The organism is Haloarcula sp. CGMCC 1.2071, from assembly GCF_037078445.1.
GTDB classification, from domain to species: domain Archaea; phylum Halobacteriota; class Halobacteria; order Halobacteriales; family Haloarculaceae; genus Haloarcula; species Haloarcula amylolytica.
Genome location: NZ_JAYMGY010000013.1, coordinates 38,697 through 55,235, shown reverse-complemented (window position 1 = coordinate 55,235; position 16,539 = coordinate 38,697). Strand labels below are relative to the sequence as shown.

At 63.6% G+C, this 16,539-nt stretch carries 20 protein-coding genes and 1 pseudogene; 7 read left to right on the top strand and 14 right to left on the bottom strand.

Annotated features, from left to right (window positions below; genetic code table 11):
- Window positions 1-3: 3 nt before the first annotated feature.
- Both VI234_RS17795 and VI234_RS17790 read left to right on the top strand, forming a co-directional pair.
- Window positions 4-138, top strand: a complete 135-nt coding sequence (locus VI234_RS17795; protein WP_336330771.1) for a hypothetical protein — start codon at window positions 4-6, stop codon at window positions 136-138.
- A gap of 148 nt (window positions 139-286) precedes the next feature.
- Window positions 287-2,179, top strand: a complete 1,893-nt coding sequence (locus VI234_RS17790; RefSeq protein ID WP_336330770.1) for a methyl-accepting chemotaxis protein — start codon at window positions 287-289, stop codon at window positions 2,177-2,179.
- 3 nt (window positions 2,180-2,182) lie between these two features.
- Here VI234_RS17790 and VI234_RS17785 read toward each other — a convergent pair whose 3' ends face one another.
- From VI234_RS17785 to glmS, 7 genes are all read right to left on the bottom strand, one after another.
- Window positions 2,183-2,671: a cupin domain-containing protein gene (locus VI234_RS17785; protein WP_336330769.1), complete on the bottom strand. Its 489-nt coding sequence runs from the start codon at window positions 2,669-2,671 to the stop codon at window positions 2,183-2,185.
- 41 nt (window positions 2,672-2,712) lie between these two features.
- A complete protein-coding gene (locus tag VI234_RS17780) occupies window positions 2,713-4,911 on the bottom strand; it encodes a DHH family phosphoesterase (protein WP_336330768.1) in 2,199 nt (732 codons plus the stop codon).
- Between the two features lie 64 nt (window positions 4,912-4,975).
- The gene (locus tag VI234_RS17775; RefSeq protein ID WP_004592637.1) at window positions 4,976-5,239 is read right to left on the bottom strand and encodes a hypothetical protein; all 264 of its coding nucleotides are present in this window, start codon (window positions 5,237-5,239) and stop codon (window positions 4,976-4,978) included.
- A 26-nt stretch (window positions 5,240-5,265) separates the two neighbouring features.
- Window positions 5,266-5,898, bottom strand: a complete 633-nt coding sequence (locus tag VI234_RS17770) for a YIP1 family protein (RefSeq protein WP_336330767.1) — start codon at window positions 5,896-5,898, stop codon at window positions 5,266-5,268.
- A gap of 152 nt (window positions 5,899-6,050) precedes the next feature.
- Window positions 6,051-6,629 carry an NADPH-dependent FMN reductase gene (locus VI234_RS17765; protein ID WP_008309043.1) on the bottom strand — a complete coding sequence of 193 codons (579 nt, stop codon included), beginning with the start codon at window positions 6,627-6,629 and terminating at the stop codon, window positions 6,051-6,053.
- A 109-nt stretch (window positions 6,630-6,738) separates the two neighbouring features.
- Window positions 6,739-6,909, bottom strand: a complete 171-nt coding sequence (locus tag VI234_RS17760; RefSeq protein ID WP_167320672.1) for a hypothetical protein — start codon at window positions 6,907-6,909, stop codon at window positions 6,739-6,741.
- 127 nt (window positions 6,910-7,036) lie between these two features.
- Window positions 7,037-7,483 carry a methylaspartate mutase subunit S gene (gene glmS, locus VI234_RS17755; protein WP_008309041.1) on the bottom strand — a complete coding sequence of 149 codons (447 nt, stop codon included), beginning with the start codon at window positions 7,481-7,483 and terminating at the stop codon, window positions 7,037-7,039.
- Window positions 7,484-7,731: 248 nt separating this feature from the next.
- Between glmS and VI234_RS17750 the strand changes: the two genes are divergently transcribed.
- Window positions 7,732-8,271 (top strand): GNAT family N-acetyltransferase, encoded by a 540-nt coding sequence (locus VI234_RS17750; RefSeq protein WP_336330766.1) that lies wholly within the window; start codon window positions 7,732-7,734, stop codon window positions 8,269-8,271.
- A 103-nt stretch (window positions 8,272-8,374) separates the two neighbouring features.
- Here VI234_RS17750 and VI234_RS17745 read toward each other — a convergent pair whose 3' ends face one another.
- From VI234_RS17745 to VI234_RS17735, 3 genes are all read right to left on the bottom strand, one after another.
- A complete protein-coding gene (locus tag VI234_RS17745; RefSeq protein ID WP_008309039.1) occupies window positions 8,375-9,382 on the bottom strand; it encodes a sodium:calcium antiporter in 1,008 nt (335 codons plus the stop codon).
- Between the two features lie 47 nt (window positions 9,383-9,429).
- Entirely contained in the window at window positions 9,430-10,365 is a 936-nt protein-coding gene (locus tag VI234_RS17740) for an A/G-specific adenine glycosylase (protein ID WP_008309038.1), read from the bottom strand.
- Between the two features lie 126 nt (window positions 10,366-10,491).
- Window positions 10,492-12,357 (bottom strand): sensor histidine kinase, encoded by a 1,866-nt coding sequence (locus VI234_RS17735; RefSeq protein WP_336330765.1) that lies wholly within the window; start codon window positions 12,355-12,357, stop codon window positions 10,492-10,494.
- A gap of 158 nt (window positions 12,358-12,515) precedes the next feature.
- Between VI234_RS17735 and VI234_RS17730 the strand changes: the two genes are divergently transcribed.
- Together VI234_RS17730 and VI234_RS17725 are read left to right on the top strand one after the other, a co-directional pair.
- Window positions 12,516-12,842 (top strand): hypothetical protein, encoded by a 327-nt coding sequence (locus VI234_RS17730; protein WP_008309033.1) that lies wholly within the window; start codon window positions 12,516-12,518, stop codon window positions 12,840-12,842.
- 1 nt (window position 12,843) lies between these two features.
- Window positions 12,844-13,062, top strand: a pseudogene (locus VI234_RS17725) (histidine kinase N-terminal 7TM domain-containing protein); the annotation flags it as partial.
- 105 nt (window positions 13,063-13,167) lie between these two features.
- Here VI234_RS17725 and VI234_RS17720 read toward each other — a convergent pair.
- On the bottom strand, window positions 13,168-13,443 hold the full coding sequence (locus VI234_RS17720; protein WP_004518082.1) for a PadR family transcriptional regulator: 276 nt from the start codon (window positions 13,441-13,443) through the stop codon (window positions 13,168-13,170).
- Window positions 13,444-13,628: 185 nt separating this feature from the next.
- On the opposite strand from VI234_RS17720, the gene VI234_RS17715 reads away from it, so the two are divergent.
- Window positions 13,629-13,994: an amphi-Trp domain-containing protein gene (locus VI234_RS17715; RefSeq protein WP_336330764.1), complete on the top strand. Its 366-nt coding sequence runs from the start codon at window positions 13,629-13,631 to the stop codon at window positions 13,992-13,994.
- A gap of 177 nt (window positions 13,995-14,171) precedes the next feature.
- Here the strand turns inward: VI234_RS17715 and VI234_RS17710 are convergent, their stop codons facing one another.
- Window positions 14,172-14,318 carry a hypothetical protein gene (locus VI234_RS17710; protein ID WP_004961170.1) on the bottom strand — a complete coding sequence of 49 codons (147 nt, stop codon included), beginning with the start codon at window positions 14,316-14,318 and terminating at the stop codon, window positions 14,172-14,174.
- A 59-nt stretch (window positions 14,319-14,377) separates the two neighbouring features.
- Here VI234_RS17710 and VI234_RS17705 point away from each other — a divergent pair, with 59 nt between their 5' ends.
- Window positions 14,378-15,097 (top strand): DUF7117 family protein, encoded by a 720-nt coding sequence (locus VI234_RS17705; RefSeq protein WP_336330763.1) that lies wholly within the window; start codon window positions 14,378-14,380, stop codon window positions 15,095-15,097.
- A 4-nt stretch (window positions 15,098-15,101) separates the two neighbouring features.
- On the opposite strand, the gene VI234_RS17700 is transcribed toward VI234_RS17705, so the two are convergent.
- Window positions 15,102-15,584, bottom strand: coding sequence for an NUDIX hydrolase (locus tag VI234_RS17700; RefSeq protein WP_336330762.1), 483 nt, complete (start codon window positions 15,582-15,584; stop codon window positions 15,102-15,104).
- The gene (locus tag VI234_RS17695; RefSeq protein ID WP_008309025.1) at window positions 15,585-16,478 is read right to left on the bottom strand and encodes a bifunctional methylenetetrahydrofolate dehydrogenase/methenyltetrahydrofolate cyclohydrolase; all 894 of its coding nucleotides are present in this window, start codon (window positions 16,476-16,478) and stop codon (window positions 15,585-15,587) included. It lies immediately after the preceding gene.
- Between the last annotated feature and the right edge of the window lie 61 nt (window positions 16,479-16,539).

Here is a 16,539-nt window from a genome sequence, read left to right as displayed (position 1 = left end):
GGTATGAGCAGTGAAACGGGTGACACCGGGAGCCTCGACCGGCCGACCTTCCGCGGCTGCGTGTTCTGTTACAGCGCGGAGTGGGCGTACTACGGTGCGAAGAAGGCAGCCAGATCCGTCTCGGCGACTGATACGTAGCGGGACCCGGGTCGCAGTCGGCAGCGAATGAGCCGTCTGAAAACAACTCCAGAGTAGTTGAAGGCCCGTCTCAGACCCTCTACTCCGTTATTTAGAATGATACTGCCGGGGGAGTCTTTTAGTCGCTGCTCTCCTCCAGTGAGTCTATATGCCAGACACGACCAGTGGGTCTGCACAAACTCGCTCCCGGGAATTGACGCTGACGGAACGGTTCCAGGAGTTCATTACGTACATTCCGAGCGGCGATACGATCCCGGACGAGACGTGGCGCGGCCGACACCGTAATATCCTCATTCTGCTGCTTGCGCATGTGCCGTTCCTGCTGGCACTCGGGCTGTATTCGGGAACTGAATCGCTCGTCACGGGCGCGACGCTTCCCGAGATCGACACGCTCCACGTTCTCGCAGAGGTCGGGGTCGTCGTCGGCCTCGCCGTGTTGGCGAGGTTGCCCTGGTTCGGTCGGCGAACGCGAACCGCGCTGGCGACGATGGGACTCGTCACGACGTCCGGGTTCCTGGTCCACTTCTCCGGCGGGTACATCGAGGCTCACTTCCACTTTTTCGTCGTGATGGCTGTGGTCGCCGTCTACGAAGACTGGCTGCCGTTCTTCCTCGGCATCGGGTACGTGTCCGTCCAGCACGGGATTTTCGGCATGATCGACCCGAGCCGGGTGTACAACCACTCAGCGGCGATCAACAACCCGTGGGTGTGGGCGTTCATTCACGCGGGGTTCGTCCTGATGCTGGCTGCGGCGCTGATGGCGCACTGGTCGTCGACCGAGCGGTCCCGTGAAGCGGCAGAAGAACAACTCGAACAGGCCAGAGCGAAGACCCAGGAGGTCGAAAACCTGGAGGAGAAGAAAGCCGAGATGGAACAGGCTATCGCCGAAGCAGAGGAGGCGAAAGCCGAGGCCGAGGCCCGACAGCAAGAGGTCGAAGAGTTCAACGAGCACCTCGAAGCCACGGCCGACGCTTACAGCGCGGCGATGTCCCGGGCGGCCGACGGAGACCTCACGGTCCGGATTGACCCCGACAGCGAGAGTGACGCGATGGCACAGATCGCAGAGTCGTTCAACAAGATGATGACGGAGACGGAGTCGGCGATGGAGGAGATACAGACATTCTCCGAAGAGGTTGCATCGACAAGCGACCAGGCCACGGCCGGTGCCAACGAGGCAACGGGGGCCAGCGAGGACATGAGCGAATCGATTCAGGGCATCGCCAGCGGGGCGGCCGACCAGCGGGAAATGCTCGAAACCGTCTCGGGCGAGATGACCGACCTGTCGGCAACCGTCGAGGAGGTCGCTGCCTCCGCCGAAACCGTCGCGGAGCGGTCCCGCGAGACGGCCGAAATCGCGGACGCCGGCGAGGAGACGGCACAGGAAGCGATAGCGGGCTCCCGAGAGGTCCAGACAGCGATCGATTCGACCGTCGAAAACGTGGAGCGGCTGGACGAGAAGATGGCCGAGATCGGCGAGATCGTCGATCTCATCGGCGACATCGCCGAGCAGACGAACATGCTGGCCCTGAATGCCAACATCGAGGCCGCACGGGCCGGAAACGGGTCGGGCGGCGACGGGTTCGCTGTCGTCGCAGACGAGGTCAAACAGTTGGCGGAGGAGACGCAGGCCTCTGCGACCGAAATCGAACAGCTCATCGCGGAGACCCAGGCCCAGACTGAAACCACGGTCACAGAGGCACGGGGGGCAAAGCAGGATATGCAGGAGAGTACAGAAGCCGTCGAAGAAGTCGTCGACACGTTCACGCAAGTGGCCGAGAACGCCGAGGCGACTGACAACGGGATTCAAGAGATAAGCGACACGACCGACGACCAAGCCGCCACGACCGAGGAAGCGGTGTCGATGGTCGAGGAGGCCGTAGACATCAGCGAGGCGACCGCCGCGGAGACCGAGACCGCCTCCGCGACCGCGCAGGAACAGGCCGCGTCCATGTCGCAGGTCAGTGCCAGCATCGAATCGCTCGCCGAGCAGTCCGAACGGCTCCAGACGATGCTGTCGGAGTTCGAAGTCGGCAGCCGCTGAGGCTCACTCCTCCCAGTACTCTTTTTCCGCGTTTATGTCGAGATACGTCGACAACGTCCGGTCCGCCTTCTCGCCGCCCGGCGGTGACCCGGCGTACAGCCCGACCATCTCCCGGTCGGGGTAGACGGTGATATCCGGTTCCTCCATCGTCGAAACCATCAACAGTCGGAGTTCAGACTCGCCGGCTTCGATTTCGTGCGCACTCTCCTCGCCGGCCGGAAGCGCGACGAAATCGCCCGGCTTGAGTGCGTGTTCCTCAGCGTCGGGGCCGAGCCAGAGCGTGCCGGTCCCGGCCTGGACAAATATCGCTTCCTCGTTGCCTTCGTGGTAGTGGCGCACCCAGAGCCGTTTCCCCGGTGGGACGGCATAGAGGCTCGCGCCGAGTTGTTCGCCCCCGGCAGCGTCACCCAATTGCTTCCGCTTGAACGTCCGGTCGCCGTGGTCGTGGTCGGTCCAGTCGAGGTCGGCTTCGTTGACGGGGCCGTCGCTCATGCCCGGTCAGATTGCCGGCAGATAGAAAAAGGTCCCCTGCGCTACAGTTCGTCGGCCAGCACTTCGAGCGTCGCCTCAAGAACGGCCGGTCGCTCGCCGGCCAGATAGCGGATGGTCCCCTCGCGGACGCTCCGCGTCGCGACGCCGCCTTCGGGAACTCGCTCGCTGACTTCGCTGACCAGCTCGTGCAGGTCCAGGTCGCCGGTGGCCCGGACGTACATCGTGTCCGTCGAGATGCCGAGCACGGCGTCACTCTCGTCGCGGACATCCCGGTGGAGTTCATCGAGCAGGAGTGACTCCGGCGGGAACTCGTACTGGTGGGTGAAGGCGTCCGTGTCGAGGACGGCGATGTCTACGCCGTCGACGCTCCGGTGGTCGAGGTTGGCCCGTGCGGTGGCCACCTCTTCGTCGACCTTCTCGCGGAACTGCTCGGCGATGTGGCCGGCGAGGCCGCCCACGTCTTCCTCGTCGTCGCCGAACACGAGGTCGGTGATGAGTTCGCGCTTGTCCTCGTAGGACTGGTAGTGGGCCTCCAGCGCGACGGCTTCGCGGAGCTCTGACACGGCGGTCTCGTCGTAGCCCGCCTCGCTGGCTGCCTCCAGATACGGCTCCGGGATGTCCTCCCAGAAGCTCACGGCCGGAAGGTGCTGCAGGTCGTCGCGCACGTCCTCGTTGACGTGTGCGGCGACGTTGGCCGCGAGTGCCGTCGACGTGGTCTCTGAAACAGCGTCGGCCGAGGGGGAGACAACGGCGTCGACCGTGTCGACGACCGCGCCGTCGACGTCGATGTCGTCGATGACGACGCTCGGCGCGCCGTAGACGTTCAGCAGGTCGAAGCCGTCGAGGCTCTCGCGCGTGCCGCCGGCGGCGACGAAGACGAACAGCGGGAGCTTCTCCTCGTGGCGCTCCCGGTTGTCGAGCATCGTCGTCGTGTCCTTCGTCGCGTCGTCCATGTCGTAGACGCCGCCCTCGATGGGTCGCCGGTCGAAGTAGTGGTACTTCGCGTCGGCGCGGCGGTGCTGCTCGGTGACCAGCGGGAGCGCGGCCCGTTCGAGCGCGCTGCCGGCGAGGTAGCCGTCCGCGGTGTTGGCGTGGCGGACGATGACCGGCCGGTCCGTCAGCACTGCTTTGCGGATCTGAGTCGCGGCTTCGACCAGATCATCGGAGAGGGCCGCAACCGCCGTATCGTCGGCGAGCGGGTCGACCGTATCAGGTCGGGCCTCGTCGTCGAGGGCGTCGGCGAGTCGCTGTTCGACTTCCTCGCGCTCCTCGGCTTCGAGTACGTCGAGTTCCTCGGTTTCGACCTGCAGTTCACCGCGACGTTCGCGGACCTCGCCCGACAGTCGGATGTAGTCGTCTTCCTCGACCTCGGGGTAGGCGCGGACGCCTGCCTCGACGAAGGCCGCACAGTCGACCGTTCCGGTCTCGTCCTGCAGTTCGAACACTGTCGGTCCGGAGGTCTGTCGGATACCGACGACTTCGCCCTCCAGTCGAACGTCCGCACCGACGTGGTCGTCGAGGTCGCCGATAGCCGCGGCGACCGGTTCGGCGGTGGTCGCCTCGTCCGTCTGCTCCTCGCTTTCGTCGCTCTCTGCGTCGGTTTCCTCGTCGGACTCGGTAACGACGGCAGTGTTGGACCCGCCGTCGTTGCCGCCGACGGCCGCAGTGCCCTCGACGCGGTCGGCGTCGCTGGCCCGGCTGACAGCACCGGCGCTTGCGGTACTCTCGGATTCAGACTGGCTTGCGCCGGCGTCGTCGTCCGAACTCGATTCGTCGTCGCTCTGGCTTGTTGACTCGTCGGCTGTCGATTCGGACGCTGCTTTCTCGTCCTCCTCGTCGTCTTCGTCGTCTTCGTTCTCAAGCAGGACGGAGTGACCGATTTCCGGGTCGTCGACGAGGACGCCGCGGAACTCGCGTTCGGACTGGCGGATCGACCAGCCGAGGTCGACGTTGCCGTTGTCCCGTACGTTCTTGACCTGGACGTAGACGGTGTCGCCCGAGTCCCAGTCGAGGGAGTCGAGCCGCTGGTCCAGTTCGCTCCGGTGGAGCAGCCCCGTTACGCTGTCGCCGATGTCGACGAACACGCCGAACTCAGCGAAGCCGTCGACACTGCCGCGGTAGTAGCGGTCGACCGATAGCTGGTCGGCACGCGAGCCACGGAACTCGAACAGGGCGTCCTCCTCGTGGAGGTCACAGATGCGTCCTTCGACAGATTTGCCGCAGATGATACACGAACCCATTACACGGTGCAAGCATGTCGGGCCTAAAACGGTTGTCGAATTCCGGACGAACTGAACGGGTCCGCTATTCGAACATCTCGCTCTCCTCTTCCAGCAGTTCGAGCCCTGAAGCGACCGCTTTCGCCTGTTCCGGGAACAGTGCGACCTCGATTTCGCTCCCCTGTTCGTCTTCGAAGGCAATTTTCACGCGCTTGTCGCCGTACTCGCGAACGTCGACGCCCTCCACGTCGTACATCTTGATCGTCGCTTCCTTGTTCGACGGCCCGACGCTCTTGAACGCGCCGTCCTTGAGTTCCAGCATGAACTGGTCGATGTCGATACTGAGCATCGTGCGATAACGCACGCCGGCGGACCCTAAAACCCGTAGTTAGCGGCCAGCACTGAGACGGCCTGAAAGCCCCGGAAGCCGTAGCCAAAGATGATCGCCGCGGGAACGGCTCCGACGACTGCGGCGACCGGAAGTCGGATATTGTGGACCACAGCGGTTCCCAGCAGATAGAGGCCCGCACCCCAGGCGGTGACGAGCACCCGGACCTCTGCGCTCGGCAGCCCCGCCAGCAGACAGGGGGCCATCGCGTAGCACATCACCTGGACGGTTTCGCTCACGCCGCCGCGGTCCGACGCGACGGGGAGCAACAGCAGGGTCTGCAGTGCGGCCGTCAGATGCACTGTCGCCGGCGTGACGAACACGAGAATTGCAAACAGCGCCAGCACCGCGACGCCGGGCGAGAAGCCACCGATGGCGGGGTAGTCGAACGGCCCCGTAGACAGGAGCCCCCGTTGGGCCAGTTTGACGACGGCGTAGCGGCTCACTTCCTCGAAGAGGACTACTGTCGCCGCGAACACCAGCCCCGGAGCCTGGTCGCCCGGCGCGACGCCGGTGCGGAAAAAGCGCCGCGGACGGCTGAGTATTTCGACCCACGCGCGCACCAGCGCGACTGGCCCGCGGTCCCGGCCACCGGTCGGATTCTCGACCCACTGAGTCACGCCGGAAACTTGGGCGCGAGCCGGTTTGACCGTTTCCTTCTCTCGATCAGCGGTCCCTTTCGGCTCGGACACGCACGGCGGTCCTCACCGCTAATCATCTGCTCCTGCGGACCGGACCCTCACGGCTCGGACACGCACGGCGGTCCTCACCGCTAATCGTCCGCTCCGACGTTCTCCGTACTCTCGAAACACGCCGGGTCCGGCTCGATGTTCGCGTACTGGACCGCTTCCTCGCCGAGCGTCGTCACGCGTTCTTCGATGTCGGCGTCGGTTATCCGGCCGTCCGCGATGTGATTTCGCGCCTTCGGGATTGCGGCCTGATGCGGGATGACCCAGCAGTTCAGTGCGCGGCAGACCGACCGGAGGTGTTCGAGCGCAGTAATCGGAAAGCTCCCGCCGGCGACCGCCAGCAACCCTACGGTCTTGTGTTCGAACTCGTCGAAGCCGCAGTAGTCGAGTGCGTTTTTCAGCACGCCGGAGTAGGACCCGTGATACACCGGCGTCCCGAGCAGAATCGAATCGGCCGCGCGGACGCTGTCGGCGAACTCGACGGCGTCGCCGGCCTCGCGGTGGTCGGCATCGAACACCGGTAGGTCGAACTCCTGAAGGTCCAGCAGTTCCGTCGTCGCACCTAACTCCTCGGCAGCGGCGAGCGCGCGCTCGATACCGACCCTGGTGTAGCTCTCCTCTCTGAGGCTGCCGACGACACCGACGACGTGTGATTCGGACATAGCGGCTCTATGGAGTGGGGCCGGTATATCGATGGGGGAGACGAGGCGCGGCGCTAGTCCCTTTCCCGCTGTCGGTTTGTCAGGCCATGGAGGTCGCTCTGGCCGACGCTCAGTTGTCGTAGTATACGTAGAGGAGATTTGGGTACGGGATGTACGCGACCCGTTCGAGCCCGCCACTGCCGACCTCCTTCTTCAGATGGACGCCGTTCGACCCTTCGACCACGTCGTGGATGTTCTTGATTTCGGTGCCGTCACTCAGCTCAGCTGTCATGTGTGACATTATACACCATACGCGCCCTGGTCGTAAAGCACCCCGGGCTGTGCGTGGTCGCCGACGGCAGTAGCTGAGCGTATTCCGGATTACGCACGGAGCGCTGGCGCTAGCGGCAAGAAAAGGAGCCCGTGGCTCAGGAGCCGAGCTGAACCTTCTCGGACGACGCCTCCTCGCGGGAGCGGTGGCCGAGGTCGGCTTTCAACGCCTCGATAGCCTCCTCAGGGTCGGTCTCCGAATCGAAGACCCGGTCGAAACCGAGCGCTTTGAACGTCTCGCGCGTCTCCTCGAAGGAGTCCTGCCCGACAGCGAGGTTGCCGCCGATATACGTCGTCACGTCCAGCCCGGCCTCGTTGATCTCTTGCTGGAACCCCTGGCAGTCCTGCTCGGCGTGGCCGTACAGCGACGAAACGAGTATCGCTTCGGCGTCGTGTTCATCCGCGGCGTCGATGAACTCCGACTGGGACGACTGGACACCGAGGTTGACTACGTTGAACCCTGCCGCTTCGAACGCTCGTTCCAGAATAGTAATCCCAACGACGTGCGCGTCGGAGCCGATGACACCGAGGATGACTGTCCTCATACAAGACAACCAATGGGTGTCAACTACATAAACCTAATGATAAACCATGATAGATTATGAGAATGGTTCACACACCGGGGAGAGGATATTAGCCATGATAGCACAAACGAACCGATAGACACAGCATCTATGGTACGCGACACGCCTCAGCATCTGGCCGAGCCTCGGGTACTGCGTCGCCTATCACGTCAGTCTACCCACTGTAGCAACCGCTCGGAACAATCTGTCTGTCCGTCGTCGGGACTCGCATGACGACCATCCGCCGAGCCTTCGACGCCGACGCCGACGGCATACGCCGGGTCGCACGGGCAGCGTGGCACGACGCCTACGACTCGCTGGAGTCCGACGTCATCGACGAGACGATATCCGACTGGTACGCCGACCCGCTGGGCAGCGCGCTCCACGGGTGGGCCGGCGGCGTCCCCGCCAACGACCTCGACGACATCGAGGCGACGTTACTGGTCGCCGAGCAGGACGGCGAGATCATCGGCTTCACCCAGGGCATCACCATGCATACGATGGGGACGATGCTGCGGCTGTACGTCCACCCGGACTACCACGGGGAAGGTATCGGGACGGCGCTGTACGACCGACTCGAAGACATCTTTCTGGAACACGGCGTCGAGCAGTTCCGGGCGCTCGACCTGGCCTCGAACGACCGGAGCCGGGAGTTCTTCGAGAACCTCGGCTTCGAACAGACCAACACTCGGATGCTCACTATCGGCGGCGATCCCCACGACGAGGCCGTCTACTCCCGCAAAATATCGCCCGAGGACAGCGACGAGTAGCGCGAGCGGGACGCCGATAGTCTATCCTGACAGCCATTGGTATCACTCCCGCTGTCCGAAACTTGTACTGGCTCTCCGCCAGTGACAGCAATGTGGTCCCGCCTCAGATGCCACTGACCGTCTCGATGAGCCCGACCGATTCGAGGGCCATCCAGCAGACGAACACCACGTACAGACCAAGCAGCGTGTACGCCTCGCGGTCAGAGAGCTCGAGGTCTGTCCGGATGAACACGATGAACACCAGCGTCACGAACCCCAGAAACCCCATCGTCGGAATCGCCACGAGAAAGTCGATTGTCGCCCGCCCTGCCAGGAGGACGCCGACAGGAATCGCCACCAGCAGATTGAACGTATTGCTTCCCAGGACGTTCGTCAGGCTCGTGACGCTGTCGTCGTTTTTCGCGGCCCGGACGCTGACGAAGGCATCGGGGAGGCTTGTCCCGGCGGCGATGACGGTCAACCCCCAGAGGAACGTCGGCGTGTCGAAGATGACACCGAGGGAGAGCGCGCCCTGGACCATCGCCTCGACGCCGACAGTGATGATGAGGAGCCCGACCCCGAGCATCCCCCACTCACGGCCCGGTCGGACGCTATTGGTTTCGTCCGCGACGTGCTCGCTGGCGTCCTGCTGGTGCAAGAAGACGTAGATGCCGTAGGTCACGAGCGGAATGGCCGCGAGCGTCGGAGTCAGGATAGCCGCCCGATTGGTCCCGCCCGGAACGTACGTCGCCCCGAGCGCGAACACGATGAACAGGATGAGGATGCTGATGACGTAGAACTGGGCGTCTTTGTGGACGATGTCACGCGTCGACCGGAGTTCTTCGCTCGACAGCGCCGCGAGGGCCGGGATCACCAGGAGATTGAATATCGCGCTCCCGACGATGGCACCGACGCCCAGCGAGAACTCGTCGTGGACGACGGTGCTGATGACGACCGAACTTATCTCGGGAAAGCTCGATCCGACGGCGACGACGATTGCGCCGTGGACCGCCACCGGCAACCCGTAGTACTTGCTCAGCCGTTCCGCGGCCCGTTCGAAGTACGCGCTCCCTTTCCAGATGACAGCGGTTGCGACGACGATGAGAGCGACCGAACCGAGCAAGCCAGCCATTGGCACCGTATTGACCGCATGGGTTCAAGGGTGTATGCCACTGGCGGTCAGCGCTGGAGGCGCGCGACCGTCTCGCCGTCGCTGTCCTCGACATCGACCAAGCCGTCGTCCGCGAGGTCTTCCAAGAGCCCGCGGAGCCACTCGCGGCCGTACTCCCCTTCGGGCGCGTAGTCCACGCGCACACGCGGCCCCAGCTGGTCCAGTTGCAGTTCGTCGTACTCCTTGAGCGCCGAAATGACGCGGCCGCGCATCTGTCGACGGCTCCCCTCGAACTCGGGCTGGGTCGGGACGTCCGGCGCAGTGAAATCGCCCGTCTCGTAGGCCGAACACCACTCGCGCCAAGGGCACTGTGCGCCGTCACAATCCGGCGTCTTTTCGCAGGCGACGCCGCCCAGTTCCATTATGGCGTTGTTCCAGACTCGCGACTGTCCCTCGGGCATGAGCGTGCTCGCAGCCGCTTCAAACGCCGAGTCGTCGTCGGGCACGTCGAAGGCCCGGTACAGGACGCGTTTGACGTTCGTGTCGACGACGGCGTTCCCGTTGTTGAACGCGAAGGAGGCGACGGCGTTGGCGGTGTAGGGGCCGACGCCCATCAGGTCGCTGAGGCCGTCCGGGTCGCGGGGCCACTCGCCGTCGTGGTCATTGACAATTTGACCCGCGGCCTCGTGGAGATACTTCGCCCGGTTGTTGTAGCCCAGCGAGTGACTGGTCCAGAAGCCCACGACATCCGAGCGGTCGGCCTCTGCCAGCGCCGCCGCGGTCGGCCAGCGGTCCAGAAAGTCCTCCCAGGCGTCGACAACGCGGTCCAGTTGCGTCTGCTGGCTCATCACCTCGGAAACGAGAATCTCGTAGGGGTCGGTCGTCTCCCGCCACGGGTACGAGCGGTGGTCCGCCTCGTACCACTCCACGAGCGCGTCCTGGACAGCTGACGGGTCCGCGGGCACGCCTCCCGAGCGGTCCGTCGCTGTCGACTGGTCAGTCATACCCCCGTTTAGCCCTGTCCTGATTTGTGCGTGGCGGTCGTTGCCGCCCATACTGTCGGCTGTACGTCCGGAAAGAATCGCCGCCCTGAGATGGCGGATCTCTTGCAGTAGTTACAGCCAACAGTATCAGTCGTCGACTTCGGACCGTCCCCACTCGAACTCGGTCCCGTACCAGTCCGGCTCGTCCTCGCTGAACACGTCCGCGAACACGAACATCGCGCCGTCGGGGTAGGTCGTATCGATGTACAGCCGCCAGCCGTGGGCCTCCGCGATGGTCTTGACGATAGAGAGGCCGAGCCCGGTACCGTCCGCGCTCGTCGTGTGACCGTACTCGAAGATGTTGTCGACCGCTTCGCTCGGAATACCCGGTCCGTCGTCGGCAACGTAGAAGCCGTGTTCCGTCAGCCCGACCGTGACGGTCACCTCCGGGCCAACGTGGTCGAGGGCGTTGCGAAACAGATTCTCGAGGGCTCGCAAGAGCCGCGTCCGGTCGGCGTCGATGGTTCGGCTGCCCGCGACTTCGATGCTGGCGCTTTTGTTGTCGATGTTGTCCCACGCATCGGTGACGACGGCCTCCAGCGGAACCGGGGCCGTCTCCTCGACGCTTGCGCCCTTTCTCGTCAGCGTCAACACGTCGTCGATTATCGACTCGATACGGTCGTGTGCGTCTTCGAGTTTCTCAATGTGGGACTGGAGGTCGGCCGCATCCGTCTCCGGATCCGACAGCCGCGTCGCAAGCAGTTCGACGTGTCCCCGAGCGACTGTGAGCGGGTTTCGGAGGTCGTGGCTCAGCGTCGACGCGAACTCGTCCAGCCGCTCGTTCTGGCGTTCGAGTTCGTGGCTCGACCGCTCGGCCTCCTCACGGGCCGCCTGGGCCTGGCGGATCTGACTCCGGAGCGTGTCCCGCATATTTCGGAAGGCGTCGTACAGCCTCCCGATCTCGTCCTGCCGAGTCGTCGAGATATCGACGCCGAGGTCACCCTGTTCCATGGCCTGCGTCCGGTTACGGAGCTGTCTCAGGGGCCGAACCGTATGCCGTCCGAAAAGATATCCCGCGATGCCCAGCGAGGCGACTGCCGTCCCGATGACAGCGAGGAAGCCCCAGCGGACGAGCCGACCTGTTCCGTACAGTGTCTCTCGCGTCGAACTTGTCGTGACCACCCACGACGTACCGTTGACGGGAGTGTACGTCGCGACATGGGACCCCGTTTCGATAGTCGTCGTTCGGCCCGCTGTTGCGGCCCGGAGGCCGTCCTGACTGATGGGCGCGGAACCGCCCTGGCCCCCGATAAGCGGGTCTCCGTCCCCAGTGAGCAGTTGCGTCTCGAACCCGTCGCGCCCGTCCTGAAACTGCTCGACCGGGACCCGGGCAACCAGCACTAGTGCTCCATCGCCATCGGAGACGGGAGTCACGAACGCCATCGAGTGGTTGTCACCGTCCGCGTATGCTGTCGAGTGGATCACTGTGCCAGTGTCGGTGGAGCCGTTCATCGTCGCCATCACGGGGGACTCCCACGCGGGTTCGACCGCCCACGGTGACCGGCCTTCTGTGTTCGTCCCAGTGCTCGCGACGACTATCTGAGAGTCGTCGACGGCGGAGACGTAGTGGAGCGAACGAATCTGTGACGACTCTGCCGTGGCTGCTGTGGTGAGGTACTGTCTGATATCTGCGGGCGTCCCAGTGCCGTACACCCCTGCGGCTGCGATAGCGATGGCCTCCGTCTCGGTGGTCGTCCGCCACTGCCCGATACTGTCGGCGCGATGCGTGGCCGACGTTTCGAGGTCCGTCACCGCGTCGCTGACGACCCGGTCCTGTATCTGCAGGTAGCTGCCGAAGCCGACGGCTGCGAGTACGACGACGATTACCGCCAGCGCGACAGCGAACTTCGCCACGTAGTTACGCGTGTACACGTCCGGGAGGACTGTGTGAAGCCGCTCTAGCAGCCCGTCGGGCTGGCTGGACGCTGCTGTCTCGTCCCCACCACCTGTCATTATCTAATCTGAATCCTTCGGTAGTCGACCGCTACCAATCGTTATGTTCAACCCATGATATAATTTATCATATGTTATAATCGTAGTGGTCTGCGTTTCGATGGAGCGGTCCCAGACGAGTCGTAAGGGGTTTCCTCGCGCTCATCGTTCCCGTTCGTATGAGCCTCGACGACCTACAGGAGGATATCGAAGCGGCGTACGGCGACTTCGACGACGAGTTCGAACTGTCCATCGACCGCGAGACGCGCAACGAACTCGCGATGCTGTCAGTCGCACTCGACCCGGACGACCCCGACGAACTCGTCAGGCGCGCGGTCCATATGCTGTTTCAGTCGACCGTGGACCGCGGGACGCTGGATTTCCACCTCCGGTCGAGCTACGACTGTACGTACGACGAGTACCTCTCGGGGATGACCTTCGACCAGATGACCGGGAACGACTTCCCCCAGCAACAGGACAAGGACGACCGGCGCTACCAGTTTTAATCCGCTGATTGCGAGCGTAGTGTTCGGTAGCGGTCCGATGGGGTCCGCCGACCAGACGGCGTTCGCGTTCACCTTTACGGGGATTGTCTTCGCGATCGCGCTCTTTCGCTTTGACCTCCTCGACTTGATGCCCGTCGCGCGGCACACGCTCGTTGAGGAGATGTCCGACCCTGTCTTCGTCGTCGATAAAGACGAGCGGCTTGTCGACGTAAACGACTCCAGCGACGAATGCCGTCATCGTAGGGTTACCCGCTCCCATCACTGAAGACGGACCCACCGCTACCGGCGAAACGACGGTCTCAGCACAAGGGGCGGTGCGACACTCTTACAGGTCGACGTACTGGTCTTCCCATTCGCGGCGGGCGTCGATCTCACGACGCCCGCGGCGCGTAAGCGTATAGAAGTTGGTCCGGCGGTCGCGCTGGCCCTTCTCGACCAGTCCCTTGTCGACCAGAGTGTCGAGGTTCGGGTACAGACGACCGTGATGGATCTCCTTCTCGTAGTACGCTTCGAGCTCCTCCTTGATAGCTAAGCCGTGGGGCTCTTCCCTGCCAGCGATCACGTAGAGAAGGTCACGCTGGAATCCTGTCAAGTCGTGCATCGATTTTCCTATGTAATGATTTAGTATCTATACTGTTAAATATATCGGCCCAGAGAACTTGATGTGGTTTCGGTAGTCCGGAGTGTCGAATTTTCTGTATTTAGGCCCTCAGTCATCGTTTTGTTCAAATGGTAAATACAGTCAGTATATCATCATTCTTCGGAAACTGATGGCGACAGTATTATTTGTCACTGGAGGACACAGAGAGGATTGTAGAAATAGTCCTGCTCGAAAGCGAGCAAGGACTCGACCACAGCGCCGTCGCAGCATATCTCAGAACGCTGGTCGACTCTCCAGGAGACGGATCTGAGATCACGCTCAGCGCAGGGAGGGGTCGGGGCCACGTCGCGCCGCCATCACAGGCGGAGTTCGAGGTGAACGCCGAGCGCGAGAGTCCGGAGGGAGCGACGGTAACTCAGCATCGGAGTCGAACCGGAGTGGCCCGAGAACGCGACAGACACAGAGTGGTCTATCGAGTACGTCGTATCGTCCAGCAGTTCCTTTTCGGATGTACAGCAATCGCTCGTATCTGGTCGTTAGCAGCGAAGTAAGTGGAAAGCGGTCGCGAAAAACGCGACCGCTTGCCGCCCTGAATTGGTCCCCGCTGACGCTTCGGCCCTCCAAGCGAAGCGTCACTTGGTCGAATGGGGCAGAATAACTTAAAAGTACCGGCCCCGTCCAGCAGATGTTAGTTATCGAATTAGAAGCGAATGTAAGCTGTAACTAACCTAGATATGTTCCTCCTCGAGCACCCATCCAAGTGCCCGCTTGTAGTGGGTGAACATCATACGGACCCGCTCGTGATCCATCTCCTCGTCGTCTAGCTGTTCAGCAAGGAACTCGTACTGCTCGCGGATCTCGTCTTCCGAGCGCATACGTTGGCGTAGACAGCCCTCACGGAACAATCTTGAGGGCTGGCCTCTCAGCATCACGTATGAAAGTCCGCGGGGAGCGCGAGTGCCAGGACTGTGGCACGCGATGGCGGTACTACGAGACGGGGAGCATCGCCTGTCCGGACTGTGGCAGCATCCACAGCGTCGGCATCGACGAGCACACCGAACACACCGACGCACCGGCCACCCTCGACCTGACGCCGGTCCGGAGCCGGATCGACGCGGATCCGACCCGGGAGATCGCTGACGCGGCCGCCGAGCGCTGTCGGGAGTATACACGCAAGCGGGGGTTCATCGACGCGGGCGAGCTTCGCTCGCTCGACCCGACGTTCGTCGCCGCGGTCGAACTCCAGCACGTCGGTGCACACCTCTCCCGGGAGTTGCGCAGCGGCGACCCGGCGGAGCGGTACTTCTACGAACTTCTCGGCGGTGCTGACGACGGCGACCGTCCGGCTGTCGAGTCAGTCCCGTCGGAGCTTCGAGTGCCATACGGCCTGGCGATGGCGGCCGCCGTCGATAGCTATCAGCGCGACGTACGGACGTATCTGGACGCCAATTCGGACCCTACTGCGCGACAGCTCTCCGGACGGATTCGCGACCATCGAAAGCGGATCGAGGCGCTGGACGGCAATGTCGACCCCGCGGACGCCAACCGACTCGCCCACGCGGCGCGGGACCTGGGCTCGTACATTACCGGCGACGAGAGCGCCTTCGTCAGAGCCGAGAACTGGCTCGCCGGAATCGAGGACGGCACGGTCTAAGCGGTCACCGGAGCCGCCGCACGAGGGTTTCGTCCAGACAGTTTTCGGGAACCGCATCCCGCCACGCGACGGTCTCTATCGACTCGCTGTCGAGTCCGGGGTCCGACGCGAGCGTCGTCGATTCAGCCGTGCCGCGATACGTCCCGAAGAAGAACGTTGCCTCGCGGTCGTCGTCAGTCACTGTGACCTCGGTGACGGCGGCCAGTTCGTCGACCGTAATCTCGACGCCCGTCTCCTCGCGTACCTCACGGCCCACTGCTTCCTGGCGCGTCTCACCGGCTTCGACGCCGCCGCCCGGGAGCTTCCATATCTCGTCCTCGTAGACGAACAGTATCCGGTCCGTTGGGTCGGTGACGAGCGCGCCGACCGCCCAGTGGAGCCCCCGGTCGGAACGAGTGCGGACCCCCTCTACACCTGCTCTGTCGGTCTCTCTGGTCACCCGGCGGGTGACTACATCACGGTCCTCAAAGGCCGCGAGTTCCGGCATTCAGGGGAGTTCCACGTCGATGTCGTGCTGGAGGCCCGTCGCTTTCACCGTGTTGTACAGCAACATCGCGCGGGTCATCGGGCCGACGCCGCCGGGGACCGGCGTGATCGCGCCCGCGACCTCTTTCGCGCTCTCGTACTCCACGTCACCGACGAGTTCGTACCCCTTCTCGGTGTCGGCGTCGACGCGGTTGATGCCCACGTCGATGACCGTTGCGCCCTCGCCAATCATTTCGCCGTCGATCATCTCGGGGACGCCGGCCGCGGCGACGAGGATATCGGCGTTCCGTGTCCGTTCGGCGAGGTTCTCAGTCCGGGAGTGACAGACTGTCGTCGTCGCGTTGCCGCCCGGTGCCTTCTGGATGAGCAGGTTCGCCATCGGCTTGCCGACGATGTCGGAGCGGCCGACGACGACGGCGTCCTTGCCCTCGGTGTCGACGCCTGCGCTCTCGATGAGTTTCTGGATGCCGTGGGGCGTGCAGGGCTTGTAGCGCGCGTCACCGGCGACGAGTCGGCCGACGTTCTCCGGGTGGAAGCCGTCGACGTCTTTCATCGGGTCGATGGCTCGCAGGACCGACCTGTCCTCGACGTGGTCGGGGACCGGCATCTGGACCAGGATGCCGTTGACGTCGTCGTCGGCGTTGAGATCCTCGATGGTGTCGTACAGTTCGGCGGCGTCCGCGTCGGGGTCGATGTCGATGTCGATGGCCTCGATACCGACCTCCTCGCAGTCGTTCTGTTTCATCGAGACGTAGGTCTCGCTGGCCGGGTCTTCGGACATCAGGACCGTCGCCAGCGACGGGCGCTCGCCCGCGTCGGCGAGGTGGTCGATGGACGCGACCAGGTCGTCCCGAATCGACTGTGCGACGGCGTTGCCGTCGATAATCTCTGTCATTAGGTACAACGGCGGCGCGGGGCGGTATGAACGTCCCGGATTTCGGCCGGCCGCGACAGGC